The sequence below is a fragment of the Pseudomonas sp. S2_C11 genome (genome assembly GCF_054668395.1).
Genome location: NZ_CP162765.1, coordinates 5,471,219 through 5,483,864 on the forward strand (window position 1 = coordinate 5,471,219; position 12,646 = coordinate 5,483,864).

Genomic DNA, 12,646 nt, shown 5'->3' on the forward strand with positions numbered 1-12,646 from the left:
GGTTGGTCTACCCTCAGATCAGACGTCTGAAACAAGGGGGGATTTTCCATGCTCGCGCAACTTCCACCGGCCTTGCAGAACCTGCATTTACCGCTTCGCCTGCGACTCTGGGACGGCCACGAGTTCAATCTGGGGCCGACGCCCAGCGTAACCATCGTGGTCAAGGACCCGCAGATGGTTACTCAATTCACCCACCCAAGCCTGGATGTACTCGGTGCGGCGTTCGTCGAAGGCAAGCTGGAACTTGAGGGCTCGATCAGCGAGGTCATCCGGGTTTGCGATGAGTTGAGCAATGCGCTGCTCGACGAAGACGAAGACAGTCAGCCGGTGCGCGCGCAACACGACAAGGACACCGACGCCAAAGCCATCTCCTATCATTACGACCTGTCGAATGCCTTTTATCAGCTGTGGCTGGACAGCGACATGGCGTATTCCTGTGCCTATTTCGAAACCGGCAGCGAAACCCTCGAACAGGCTCAGCAAGCCAAATTCCGCCATCTGTGCCGCAAGCTGCGCTTGCAGCCGGGCGAATATCTGCTGGATGTCGGTTGTGGTTGGGGTGGTCTGGCGCGATATGCGGCGCGAGAGTTTGGCGTCAAAGTGTTTGGTATTACCTTGAGCAAGGAACAATTGGCCCTGGCGCAGGAGCGAGTCAAAGCCGAAGGGCTGGACGATCAGGTCGAACTGCAATTGCTCGACTATCGCGATTTGCCGCAAGACGGCCGCTTCGACAAGGTTGTCAGCGTCGGCATGTTCGAACATGTTGGTCATGCCAATCTCGCCGAGTATTGCGCAACGCTGTTTGGTGCGGTGAAGGAGGGCGGCCTGGTAATGAACCACGGCATTACCGCCAAGCACACCGATGGCCGCCCGGTTGGACGCGGCGCAGGCAACTTCATCGAAAAATACGTGTTTCCCAACGGCGAGTTACCGCACCTGGCGATGATCTCTGCCGAGATCAGTGAAGCCGGGCTGGAAATCGTCGATGTCGAAAGCCTGCGCCTGCATTACGCGCGCACGCTCGATCACTGGAGCGAGCGACTGGAGGACAACCTCGAAGCTGCGGCGAAACTGGTGCCTGAGCAAGCACTGCGTATCTGGCGTCTGTATCTGGCCGGTTGCGCTTATGCCTTCGCGCGGGGCTGGATCAACCTGCATCAGATCCTCGCTGTGAAAGCGCATCCGGATGGCAGCCACGAACTGCCTTGGACCCGCGACGATATCTACCACCCCTGAAACGGGCCACTCAGAGTATCGGCGAAATCAGCCGGGCGATCCGCATGCCGACCTGTTGCAGGCGGTGGATCTCCCGGCTTTCTTCTTTGGCCACCTCATCGGCCTGGGCGAAATCGTCATTGAGCATGTGTTCCACAGCAGCGGCGAACTCACTGTCGACGGTCAGCAACATCACTTCGAAATTCAGGCGGAACGAGCGATTGTCCAGATTGGCGCTGCCGATGGCGCTGATTTCGCTGTCGATCAACACCACTTTCTGATGCAGGAAACCCGGTCGATAGCGGAACACCCGAACGCCGGCACGCACCGCCTCAAAGGCATACAGGCTGGACGCCGCATAGACGATGCGATGATCAGGCCGCGACGGCAACAGCAGGCGCACATCGACACCACGCAAAACTGCCAGCCTCAATGCCGCGAACACCGCTTCGTCCGGGACAAAGTAAGGGCTGGTGATCCATACGCGTTGCGTTGCTGCGTGAATGGCTTCGACGAAAAACAGCGAGCAGGTTTCGTAGGCATCCGCCGGGCCGCTGGCGAGCAATTGGCAAAGCACGCCATCCTCCGGGTACGTATCCGGAAGGATCAACGGCGGCAGAGTGCGAGCAGCCCAGAACCAGTCTTCCGCGAACGATTCCTGCATGCAGGCCACCACCGGCCCGCGGACTTTGACGTGGGTGTCACGCCACGGCGCCAATGGTGGCTTCTCACCCATGTATTCATCGCCGACGTTATGCCCGCCGACAAAGCCGACTACGCCATCGACTACAACGATTTTGCGGTGGTTGCGAAAGTTGACCTGAAAGCGGTTGAGCCAGCCGCTGCGCGTGGCAAAGGCTTTGACCTCGACGCCGGCGTCACGCAGCGCCTGCACGTAATGATGGGGCAGGGCATGGCTGCCGATGCGGTCGTAGAGCAAATGAATTGATACGCCTTCGGCGGCTTTCTGCAAAAGCAAATCACGCAAGCGCTGGCCGAGCCGATCGTCGTGGATGATGAAGAACTGGATCAGCACGGCTTCCTTCGCTTGTGCGATCGCCTGGAAAATCGCATCGAAGGTCGCGGTGCCGTTCACCAGCAGTTGCACCTCGTTGTTCGCCAGGCACGGCATGCGCCCCAGTTTCGGCATCGCGCGCAATGAGGCATAGGCACTCGAAGCGCGAGCGGCGAGGGCTTCTTCCACCCACGGGCGCCAGTTCAATTCGGAAATGGCCAGGCGCATCTGCTCGTTGGCCTGGCGCCGCGCCTTGATGTAGCCATCGAAGGTACTGCGACCAAATACCAGATATGGAATAAGCGTGAGGTAGGGAATGAAGATCAGCGACAATGCCCAAGCGATCGAACCTTGCGCAGTGCGCACGGTGAGCACCGCATGGATCGCCGCGATCGAACCGAGTGTGTGCAACAGGGCGATCAGGTAACCGAAAATGTGCGGTCCGAAAAAATCCATGGGGCAGCCTTGCTCCGCGAGATGCAATGCTTAACAGACCATGTTCTGCGGCGAATGTCTCTATTTAATCGGCGCATGAACCGACACAATCGGCCGGCGTCTAACGGCCACAACTGATCAGGAGTTACTCGATGAACGTTCGTCTGCTGGGTTTGGCGCTGGGCCTGGGTTTGGCATTACCGGTGGTTGCGCAGGCACAAATGCTGCAGCCGGGGTTGTGGGAAATGTCTTCGAGCAATCTGAAGGTCGATGATCAGGCCATGGACGTGCAATCGATCCTTGGCCAGATTCAAGGCCAGATCACCCCGCAGCAGCGCGCTGCGCTCGAGAAAAACGGCATCAATATTGGCGGCAAGGGGATCCGTGCCTGCCTGACGCCGCAGCAGGTGGCAACCAACAATATCCCGCTGGCCGATCCGCAATCGGGCTGCAAACAGCAGATCACCGAGCGCACCGGCAACCAGTGGAAATTCCGCTTCAGCTGCCCGAAAGCCCAAGGTACCGGCGTGGCGACATTCCTCAGTGACCGCGAATTCACCACCGTCGCCAATGGCACCTTCAACGCTATCGGCATCAACCAGAAGGGCAGCCTGGAAACCCGGGCAGTCTGGCTGGGTCAGGATTGCGGCACGGTAAAACCCCGCGCTTAAACCCCTCGCAGCGCTCCCACAGCTGGAACCCATTCCAACTGTGGGAGCGAGCCTGCTCGCGAATAGATCGGAAGTACACCTCAAGTCATGGCTGACTCAACGCCTTGTACAGCGTATTGAGGTTGTATTCGAACAGCCCGGTAAAGGTGCTCGCCGGTCCACTCGCCGCCAGTGCATCCGAGTACAGCGTGCCACCGATGTGTGCGCCGCTTTCGTCCGCGATCTGCTTGAGCAGACGCGCGTCCTTGATGTTTTCCATGAACACCGCTTTGACCTTGGCCTGGCGAATCTGCGTGATCAGCGCAGCGACTTCGGCTGCGGAGGGTTCGCGTTCGGTGGACAAACCCTGTGGCGCGATAAAGTCGATGCCATAGGCCTGTCCCAGATAGCCAAAGGCATCGTGGCTGGTGACGATCTTGAGATTACCCGGAGGCAGCGCGCCGAGTTTGTTTTTGGCTTCGGCGAGCAGGGCATAGATCTGCTTGAGGTAGGTCTGGCTGTTGCGCTCGTAGTCAGCCTTGTTGGCCGGGTCGGCGGCGATCAGCGCCTTGGTGATGTTGGCGACGTACAACTCAGCGTTCGCCAGATTGTGCCAGGCGTGTGGATCCGCAACAGTCTCGCCGTCTTCATCGAGCGAACGTGGAATCACCCCGCGACTGGCGCTGATCACCGTCGCCTTGCTGTCGGTGCTGGTCACCAGGCGATCCAGCCAAGGCTCGAAACCGAGGCCGTTCTTGATGATCACTTTGGCTTTGAGCAATGCCTTGGCATCGTCCGGTGTTGGCTCGTAGGTGTGCGCATCGGCATCTGCGCCGACCATGTTGGTGATCTCAACGTGTTCGCCGCCGACCTGATGAACCATGTCGGCAAGGATGCTGAAGCTGGTAACCACCGGCAGTTTTTCGGCGGCCGACAAGGACATCGACAGCATCAGGCTGAACAGCACGAATAGAGCGCGCATCGGGAAACACCTCATTGGGATGTGAGCAAAGGCGGGCGGCGCAGCAAACCGTGAACCGGTCCAAACACCACCGACAGCAGATAGCCGAGCCCCGCGACCAGCACGATGGCCGGGCCGCTGGGCAGCGAGTAGTAGAACGACAGCAGCAAGCCCAGCCACACAGACACGCAGCCCATGACGGCGGCGACGGCAATCAGTATCGGCAGACGACGACTCCAGAATCTCGACGCGGCAGCCGGAAGCATCATCAGTCCCACTACCATCAGCGCGCCGATGGCCTGAAAACCGATCACCAGATTCAGTACGACGAGGGTAAGAAACACACCGTGGGCCAGAGGCCCGAGACGGCTGACGGTGCGCAAGAACAATGGGTCAAGTGTGTCCAGCAGGAGTGGTTTGTAGATTGCCGCCATCGCCATGAGGCTGATGGCCGAGACCCACAGCATGCCGGTCAGCGTCGGCCCGTCTACGGCCAACGCTGAGCCGAACAGCAAATGCAGAAGGTCGAGGCGCTTGCCGGCGATGCCAAGGATCAAAACGCCGCTGGCCAGTGAGATCGGATAGATCGCGGCGAGGCTGGCATCTTCTCGCAACCCCGTTCGCCGGGTGATCCAGGCCGCAAGTCCGGCCATGCTCAGACCGGCTCCCAAGCCACCGAGGGTGAGTGCGGGAAGACTCAAACCGGCAAACCAGAATCCCAATGCAGCGCCGGGAAGGATGCCATGGGCGACAGCGTCACCGATCAAACTCATACGCCTGAGTATCAGAAAAACACCCAAGGGCGCCGTACTGCATGCCAGCACCAGGCCACCGAGCAGGGCGCGGCGCATGAACACGAATTCGCTGAACGGCTGCCAGAAATGGCTGAGGGTGGCGAGCATCAGGCCACCTGCATGTGCGCTGTCGGCTGGATTAGTTCCCGACTGGTTCCGTACACGCAGTCGCCGTTTTTGATCAGCAGGGTATCCGGAATGTGTTGGCGGACAGCCGCCAGGTCATGGCAGACCACAAGTAGTGTCCGGCCTTCGGCGTGCCAGTGGTGAATGTGCTGCCAGAGCAGTTGCTGGCCGAGTTCGTCGAGTGCGGCGTGCGGTTCGTCCAGCAACAGCACCGGGGCGTCAGCAAGGCTCAGTCGCGCGAGCAGGGCACGTTGTTGCTCACCGCCGGACAGGGCCATCAACGGACGCTGTTCGAGTCCACTCAGGTGCCAGTCTTCCAGTGCGTTTTTCAGTCGCTGCGTGCGCAGTTGCGTCGACAGCCGACGGCCCCAGAAACCTGCGGCGATGAGTTCTTCCAGGCTGATTGGGAACTGGCGATCAAGGTGCTGTTGTTGCGGCAGGAAGGAAATTCCGCTTTGACGTGGAACAGCCATTTCCACTTTGCCAGCGAGGGGCTTCTGCAATCCGGCGATGACCTTTAGCAGGCTGCTTTTGCCGCAGCCGTTGGCGCCGATGATGGCGGTCAGGCTGGCGCTCTCGAACTCAAGACTCAGAGGCGTCGTCAGCGGTTGGCCGGGAGCGCCCCAGACCAGCGATTGGCAGCGGATCATTGCTGCTCCCGGTGCCAGCTGCTTTCGGCGACGGCATCATGGGCATGCAGGCTTTCGGCGTGGATCACGCGGATATGCAATTGTTTGATGCCGGGCGTGCGCTGCAGTGCCAGATTGAGGCGGCGCGCGGCGTCTTCGCAGAACATCAGGTTTTGCCCATTGGCGAGAGCGAACGCTTGCTCGTCGGGGCGCTTTACTGCGGTCTGCACGGCTGTGCCGAGGGCTGCTTCAGCGTCATCGATGATCGCTGTCAGCGGTAGCTCGTCGATGAAATTGTCGAGATGCAGGTGCAGTTGCGCATAGCTACGTTGGCTGTGCGGCGTCGCTACGATCCCTTTGGTTGAGCCAAGCCATGCCAAAACATCTGCGTGTTGCAGAGCCTTGTTGGCGAAATCGTCGACGAATTGCTGCTGGATCAATTGCCTTGCCAAGGCTGCCGAGCAGGGGCATGTCGAGGAATAGGGCACCTCGAGTTTTAGTTCCACGTGGAACATTTGCTGTTTCAGGCTTGCTGAAATGGTTGTCGGATAGGATTTCCAGCCGGCTAGGGGGCTGACTAACGCCGGCCGTTTCAGCAATAAGTCGGTGTGAATGTTCAGATATGCGCAGGCGGATAGACCTTGGTGACTTATCAGAAAACCCTTGAGTACCTGATGCAGCAGAGCGGGAGAAAGGCTTCGCTGTTCGAGGGCTTCGAGTGCCAGATACAAGCGCGACATGTGAATACCACGCGCTTCACCATCATCGAGACTCACGCCAGCGTCGACTCTGGCGCTGAGGCGTTGGCTTTCGAGCACAACGGGTAGGGCAATCCCACGCATGCCTACCCAATCGAGTGGCAGTGCCTGGCGCGCAGATTGGGCGGCAATATCCGGGAGAGTAAGAGCATTCATGGTTGAGACCGTCGTATTGATCTCTATTTACGTTACATTATAACAATCCATTCAGCGATGCTTTTTTCATGAAAAGGTTTTCACTAGCAGCCCGTCATCCGGCTGCAAGTGAATCTGGCGCTGCTCCCTCCCGAGCTGGAAAAACGGTTGATGGTCGTCCAGCCGACACGACGGGTGTAGCCAACCCAAGCCTCGCCATCGGAGGCGATGCCGGTAAAAAAGGTCAATTGGCCGAAGCGGCTGTTGGTTTGCGCCCAATAGCGATGGCCGTTCTTTTCGAACCCTCGCAAATAAAGCGTGGTGCCGACCGTATTGACGCTATAGGCATTGCCGTCGGCGTCTACACATGCCAGCAAATTAGCGCTGCGCGTGCAGTGCGCGAGCGCCGGCATTTGCGCTTGGGCTTGGCCGGCCAGCGACATAGCAAAGCTCAAAAGCAGGTATTTCAACCCATTGTTAATTGCGAGTTTCCACGATCGGTGCTGCGGCAATTTGCGAAATCTCCTGCGTCGGACTGGCAAGCTCAAGCTGTTATACTATAACATCAACCGCCACCAGCCTGAGCTGCCGATCACAATCGTTTGCCTTCATTGTCCCGAGTAAATGGAGCGCAACACGCCAAGCGCACACCTGAAAGCGCAAATCGGCTGCCATTTATGAGGATTATCCAATGTCAGCCAAATTGCCCGTCACCGTATTTTCAGGATTTCTTGGCGCCGGAAAAAGTACACTTTTGAATTACGTACTACGTAACCGAGACGGCTTGCGCGTAGCGGTGATCGTCAATGATATGAGCGAGATCAACATCGATGGCAGCGAAGTCCAGCGCGATGTCAGTCTGAACCGTGCGGAAGAAAAGCTCATTGAGATGAGCAACGGCTGCATTTGTTGTACGTTACGCGAAGACCTGCTTGAAGAAGTCAGCAAACTCGCCCGCGAGGATCGTTTTGATTACCTGCTGATCGAGTCCACTGGCATTTCCGAACCGCTTCCGGTCGCTGAAACCTTCACCTTCCGCGATGAACAGGGGCAAAGCCTCGCCGACATCGCTCGCCTCGATACCATGGTCACCGTGGTCGACGGCGTGAATTTCCTGCTCGATTACCAGGCGGCCGAAAGCCTTGCCTCTCGCGGCGAGATTCTCGGTGAAGAAGACGAGCGCTCCATCACCGATCTGTTGATCGAGCAGATCGAGTTCGCCGACGTCCTGCTGATCAGCAAAATCGACCTGATCAACCAGCACGAGCGCGAAGAACTTACCGCGATCCTCAAGCGCCTCAATGCCCAGGCTGAAATCATTCCAATGGTGATGGGCGAAATCCCCCTGGAGAAAATCCTCAACACCGGTCGTTTCGATTTCGAGAAGGCCGCACAAGCGCCTGGGTGGCTGCAGGAATTGCGCGGTGAGCACTTCCCGGAAACACAGGAATACGGCATCGCCTCGACGGCCTACCGCGCGCGCCGGCCATTCCACCCGCAACGCTTTTTCAGCTTCATTGACCGCCCATGGCTGAACGGCAAGCTGCTGCGCTCCAAAGGCTTCTTCTGGCTCGCCAGCAAACCCACCGATGCCGGTAGCTGGTCTCAAGCCGGCGGTTTGATGCGGCATGGATTCGCCGGGCGCTGGTGGCGTTTCGTAGCAAAGAATCAATGGCCCGAAGATCAGGAAAGCGTGCAGGCGATCATGGAAAACTGGACTCCAAGCGTAGGAGATTGCCGCCAGGAGCTGGTTTTCATTGGTCAGAACATCGATTTCCTACAGCTCTCCGCCGAACTCGATGCCTGTCTTTTGACCGACGAAGAAATGGCCATGGGTGTAGAAGGCTGGCGTTCGCTGCCTGATCCATTCGGCCCTTGGCAAGAAGAGGCCGCCTGATGCTCGCACTCAAGGATCAGCCGCTTCTTACCCGTCAGCAGCACCAGGGTGTGACACCGCAAACGTTGACGCGAATCCTGGACGACCAGACCAATCTCGCCGTCTGGCAACGCCAGCTACCCGTGCACATCGCCGATTTTGCGCAATTGGTGCTGTCGCTCAACGAGCCCTTGGCCGAGTCGCTGTGTCTGGAATTGTCCGACGAAGATGCCGAACCGGATCTCGCCGGTCTGGCTGCAGGGCTGCGTGATCTGCACGGTTTCGAAGGTTTCATCAGCGACCTCAAATGGCTGATCAGTGCCTTCACCTGCCTGCTGGGCGCGCGGCGTATTGGCGTGCGTTTGCGCGTGCTGGACAAGGCCATGTGTCCGCGTTTCCACGTCGATCACGTGCCGGTGCGCCTGATCACTACTTACGCTGGCATCGGCAGCCAATGGCTTGAGGAGGGTGCGATGGACCGCGCGCAACTTGGCCAGTCCGATGCCGAACCGCAAGATCCAGCGTCGATTCGTCAGCTCAACAGCGGCGACGTCGCGCTGCTCAAAGGCGAAAAGTGGCACGGCAATGAAGGCTTCGGCCTGATCCATCGTTCGCCGCAACCGGCACCCGGTGAGCGCCGTCTGTTGCTGACCCTCGACTGGCTCGGCTGACACATCAGGGCTTGCGCCAGACGCCCTGGCTCTGGCCTTCGCAATATGGCTTGAGATACGCCGCATCGGTGGCCACGCCGTAATAGTGGATATCCTGGCGATAGGGCATATTGGCGACTTGCGCGTTGCTGCATACGCCGAAAGCTGCGCTCGGGCACTGGTCGACGTATTGCACCTCGACCTTCTGCCCGGCCAGCGTCGGTTGGCAGAAGCCGTCATTGAACAATTTCTGCGGAATCGTCCGGTTCTGCTGACAGACTTTGACGTCGAGCCGTTCGCCCTGTGTGTGCACCACGCAGGCCTGAGCCCACGCTTCACTCGACAGCAGCGCCAACAGCAACGACCATCCCGACCAGCGCATCTTCGATCTCCTCAATAACTGTCCGCAGAAAGTACCCGCCATGTTGCAGAACATTCCGACCCACGTCATCGCCGGCCCGTTGGGCGCCGGCAAGACCAGCCTGATTCGCCAGTTGCTGGCGCAACGGCCTGCGGACGAACGCTGGGCGGTACTGATCAACGAGTTCGGCCAGATTGGTCTGGACGCCGCGTTGCTCACTCGCGACGACGATGGTATCGCACTGGGTGAGGTGGCCGGGGGCTGCCTGTGTTGCGTCAATGGCGCGCCATTTCAGATCGGCCTCGGCCGCCTGCTGCGCAAGGCCAGGCCGGATCGACTGTTTATCGAGCCATCCGGGCTGGGCCATCCGGCGCAGTTGCTCAAGCAACTTAACGAGGCGCCGTGGCTGGGCGTGCTGGCGGTTCAGCCCTGTGTTCTGGTTTTGGACGCTCAGGCATTGCACGCGGGTAGGGACTTGCCGGACGCCCAGCAGCAAGCGTTGGCCAGCGCGGGGTTGTTGCTGTTGAACAAGGCCGAAGATCTTGATGAAACGGCTCGAGACAGAATCGCCAGCCAGTTGCCGCCCGTCAGGCTGATCTGGACGCAGCAAGCGCAACTGCCTCTGAGCGAGCTTCCGGGGCTGGCAGTAAAAGCAAACGAAGGCGCAGGTCGTCTGCCGCAGCCTACTGGATTGGCACAGCTGCCAGCCGTCTGGAGCGATCCGGCCGAACCGATTTGCCTGAGTCAGGCGCAGGAGGGGGTGGAGCATCGGTTGGCGCTGGCATCCGCAGCAGGTATTTGATCAAGCACGCATCGCCTATTGGCTGAGTGCGCTCGACTGGAACCGGGCGAAACTGGTTATCCACAGTACGGATGGCTGGGTTTCGGGCAATGCGCTGGAGCATGCGCAGCTGAGTTGGCAAGCCAGCGAATGGCGAAAAGACTCAAGAATTGAGCTGATCTTCGCTGAACCGCAGAACATCGAACAGCTGCAAGCCGATTTGGCGGAATGTCGGATTCAGTGAGTCAGCTCAAGGCTTCCACTTGGTATGTTCCTGGCGCCACTGGCTCAGCTCGATGACTTCTGCGCGAGGCTTGTGGACTTCGACCACCGGCGGCGTGTCGTCGAACGGCGCCGGGTAGGGTGCCAGTTCAATCTGCGCACTGTGCGCGCCGAACTGGGTGACGGTGCCGTTGTGGCGGCTTTCTCCGGTCACGGTGAACTCGAAGTTGTAGACCCGTGCCAGTCGCCTGCGACCGTTGGCATCCCTGATCAGCCCGATCTTTTTCAGCGCGACGTTACCGTCCAGCAGCTCGACGCCAACATTGGTGCAATGCTGTTTGACCCGCTCCAGCGCGCGCTCGCGCAAGCCGTGGTTGTGCCATAGCCAGGCACCGGCGGCGGCGAACAGCATCAGCACGAAGATGTTTTCCAGGGTCAGCATCGACATCGAACTCCAAAAGATGGCGTCAGCTTAACTGTCTCGCCGGTCTGTCGTACAGGCTGTGTTTCGTCGCATACTGCGCGGCTTGAATTTCAATCGTTTTACGGAATGACCCGAATGAAACGTACGCCTCATCTGCTCGCCATCCAGTCCCACGTGGTGTTTGGCCACGCCGGCAACAGCGCTGCGGTTTTTCCGATGCAGCGCGTCGGGGTCAATGTCTGGCCGCTCAACACCGTGCAGTTCTCCAACCACACCCAGTATGGTCAGTGGGCCGGTGAAGTGCTGGCACCGCAGCAGATTCCCGAGCTGATCGAAGGCATCGCTGCGATTGGCGAGCTGGGCAATTGCGACGCGGTGCTGTCCGGCTATCTCGGTAGCGCCGCGCAGGGCCGGGCGATTCTCAGCGGTGTGGCGCGGATCAAAGCGGTCAATCCAAAGATGCTGTATCTGTGTGATCCGGTGATGGGCCATCCGGAGAAAGGCTGCAGCGTGCCCACCGAGGTCAGCGATTTCCTTCTCGATGAAGCGGCTGCCGTGGCGGACATCATGTGCCCGAACCAGTTGGAGCTGGACAGTTTTTCCGGGCGCAAGCCGCAGTCGCTGTTCGATTGCCTGGCGATGGCACGGGCGCTGCTGGCGCGCGGACCGAAAGCGGTACTGGTCAAGCATCTGGATTACCCGGGCAAACCGGCGGATGGCTTCGAAATGTTGTTGGTGACGGCTGAGGGCAGTTGGCATTTGCGCCGTCCCTTGCTGGCGTTTCCGCGTCAGCCGGTGGGGGTGGGCGATCTGACATCCGGCCTGTTCCTGGCGCGGGTACTGCTGGGCGACACGCTGTTGGCGGCATTCGAATTCACCGCAGCGGCAGTGCATGAGGTGTTGCTGGAAACCCAGGCGTGCGCCAGTTACGAGCTGCAACTTGTGCGGGCGCAGGATCGCATTGCGCATCCGCGGGTGAAATTCGAGGCTACCGCGATCAGTCTGTAATCTCGTCGTTGTTCAAAAAAGATCGCAGCCTTCTGCAGCTCCTACATGGGTTTGCATTCCAAAATGTAGGAGCTGCCGAAGGCTGCGATCTTTTGCTTTTTGGTCTCAGGCGTCGCCCTTGATCTCCTGATAACGCTTCTCCAGCTCCTGACGAATCTGCCGGCGCTGCTGCGCCTGCATGAAGCGGCGTTTGTCTTCGCTGTTCTGCGGTTGCAACGGCGGCACGGCGGCCGGTTTGCGCTGATCATCCACCGCGACCATGGTGAAGAAGCAGCTGTTGGTGTGGCGCACCGAGCGTTCGCGGATGTTTTCGGTGACCACTTTGATGCCAACTTCCATCGACGTGTTGCCGGTGTAGTTGACCGAGGCGAGGAACGTCACCAGTTCGCCGACATGAATCGGCTCGCGGAAAATCACCTGATCCACCGACAGGGTCACCACGTAGCGCCCGGCATAACGGCTGGCGCAGGCGTAGGCCACTTCGTCGAGGTATTTGAGCAGGGTGCCGCCGTGGACATTGCCAGAGAAGTTGGCCATGTCGGGGGTCATCAGTACCGTCATCGACAGCTGGGCGTTTCCGGGTTCCATAACGTTCTCACGGATCAA

General features: G+C 59.3%; 14 protein-coding genes and 1 pseudogene. 6 read left to right on the forward strand and 9 right to left on the reverse strand.

The window, feature by feature from the left end:
- The first annotated feature begins 48 nt into the window (after nt 1-48).
- Nucleotides 49-1,236: a C17 cyclopropane fatty acid synthase CfaB gene (cfaB, locus tag AB4N48_RS24555; protein WP_460094451.1), complete on the forward strand. Its 1,188-nt coding sequence runs from the start codon at nt 49-51 to the stop codon at nt 1,234-1,236.
- Between the two features lie 10 nt (nt 1,237-1,246).
- Here cfaB and cls read toward each other — a convergent pair whose 3' ends face one another.
- Complete coding sequence (gene cls / locus AB4N48_RS24560) at nt 1,247-2,686, reverse strand: cardiolipin synthase (RefSeq protein WP_252887041.1); 1,440 nt, start codon at nt 2,684-2,686, stop codon at nt 1,247-1,249.
- A gap of 131 nt (nt 2,687-2,817) precedes the next feature.
- On the opposite strand from cls, the gene AB4N48_RS24565 reads away from it, so the two are divergent.
- Nucleotides 2,818-3,336, forward strand: coding sequence for a DUF3617 domain-containing protein (locus AB4N48_RS24565; protein WP_150637228.1), 519 nt, complete (start codon nt 2,818-2,820; stop codon nt 3,334-3,336).
- Between the two features lie 85 nt (nt 3,337-3,421).
- Here the strand turns inward: AB4N48_RS24565 and AB4N48_RS24570 are convergent, their stop codons facing one another.
- From AB4N48_RS24570 to AB4N48_RS24590, 5 genes are all read right to left on the reverse strand, one after another.
- A complete protein-coding gene (locus AB4N48_RS24570; RefSeq protein ID WP_460094453.1) occupies nt 3,422-4,297 on the reverse strand; it encodes a metal ABC transporter substrate-binding protein in 876 nt (291 codons plus the stop codon).
- Nucleotides 4,298-4,308: 11 nt separating this feature from the next.
- Nucleotides 4,309-5,178, reverse strand: a complete 870-nt coding sequence (locus AB4N48_RS24575) for a metal ABC transporter permease (protein WP_236167813.1) — start codon at nt 5,176-5,178, stop codon at nt 4,309-4,311.
- Nucleotides 5,178-5,846, reverse strand: coding sequence for a metal ABC transporter ATP-binding protein (locus AB4N48_RS24580; RefSeq protein ID WP_460094454.1), 669 nt, complete (start codon nt 5,844-5,846; stop codon nt 5,178-5,180). The genes AB4N48_RS24575 and AB4N48_RS24580 overlap by 1 nt, the downstream gene beginning before the upstream one ends.
- Nucleotides 5,843-6,739: a GTP cyclohydrolase FolE2 gene (gene folE2 / locus AB4N48_RS24585; protein WP_460094455.1), complete on the reverse strand. Its 897-nt coding sequence runs from the start codon at nt 6,737-6,739 to the stop codon at nt 5,843-5,845. Before folE2 ends, AB4N48_RS24580 begins: the two co-directional genes overlap by 4 nt.
- 83 nt (nt 6,740-6,822) lie before the next feature.
- The gene (locus AB4N48_RS24590; protein WP_406229235.1) at nt 6,823-7,161 is read right to left on the reverse strand and encodes a glutamine synthetase; all 339 of its coding nucleotides are present in this window, start codon (nt 7,159-7,161) and stop codon (nt 6,823-6,825) included.
- A 248-nt stretch (nt 7,162-7,409) separates the two neighbouring features.
- Here AB4N48_RS24590 and zigA point away from each other — a divergent pair, with 248 nt between their 5' ends.
- Both zigA and AB4N48_RS24600 read left to right on the forward strand, forming a co-directional pair.
- Nucleotides 7,410-8,615: a zinc metallochaperone GTPase ZigA gene (gene zigA, locus AB4N48_RS24595; protein ID WP_460094456.1), complete on the forward strand. Its 1,206-nt coding sequence runs from the start codon at nt 7,410-7,412 to the stop codon at nt 8,613-8,615.
- On the forward strand, nt 8,615-9,265 hold the full coding sequence (locus AB4N48_RS24600; protein WP_460094457.1) for a DUF1826 domain-containing protein: 651 nt from the start codon (nt 8,615-8,617) through the stop codon (nt 9,263-9,265). Before zigA ends, AB4N48_RS24600 begins: the two co-directional genes overlap by 1 nt.
- A gap of 4 nt (nt 9,266-9,269) precedes the next feature.
- Here AB4N48_RS24600 and AB4N48_RS24605 read toward each other — a convergent pair whose 3' ends face one another.
- On the reverse strand, nt 9,270-9,626 hold the full coding sequence (locus AB4N48_RS24605) for an NADH:ubiquinone oxidoreductase (protein WP_150637215.1): 357 nt from the start codon (nt 9,624-9,626) through the stop codon (nt 9,270-9,272).
- 40 nt (nt 9,627-9,666) lie between these two features.
- On the opposite strand from AB4N48_RS24605, the pseudogene AB4N48_RS24610 reads away from it, so the two are divergent.
- Nucleotides 9,667-10,630: pseudogene (locus tag AB4N48_RS24610) on the forward strand (CobW family GTP-binding protein).
- 6 nt (nt 10,631-10,636) lie between these two features.
- On the opposite strand, the gene AB4N48_RS24615 reads toward AB4N48_RS24610, so the two are convergent.
- Nucleotides 10,637-11,050 carry a DUF3301 domain-containing protein gene (locus AB4N48_RS24615; protein ID WP_038861179.1) on the reverse strand — a complete coding sequence of 138 codons (414 nt, stop codon included), beginning with the start codon at nt 11,048-11,050 and terminating at the stop codon, nt 10,637-10,639.
- A gap of 117 nt (nt 11,051-11,167) precedes the next feature.
- Here AB4N48_RS24615 and pdxY point away from each other — a divergent pair, with 117 nt between their 5' ends.
- Nucleotides 11,168-12,040 carry a pyridoxal kinase PdxY gene (gene pdxY, locus AB4N48_RS24620; RefSeq protein WP_041476573.1) on the forward strand — a complete coding sequence of 291 codons (873 nt, stop codon included), beginning with the start codon at nt 11,168-11,170 and terminating at the stop codon, nt 12,038-12,040.
- A 105-nt stretch (nt 12,041-12,145) separates the two neighbouring features.
- On the opposite strand, the gene AB4N48_RS24625 is transcribed toward pdxY, so the two are convergent.
- Nucleotides 12,146-12,628, reverse strand: a complete 483-nt coding sequence (locus tag AB4N48_RS24625; protein WP_016772447.1) for an acyl-CoA thioesterase — start codon at nt 12,626-12,628, stop codon at nt 12,146-12,148.
- Nucleotides 12,629-12,646 lie beyond the last annotated feature (18 nt).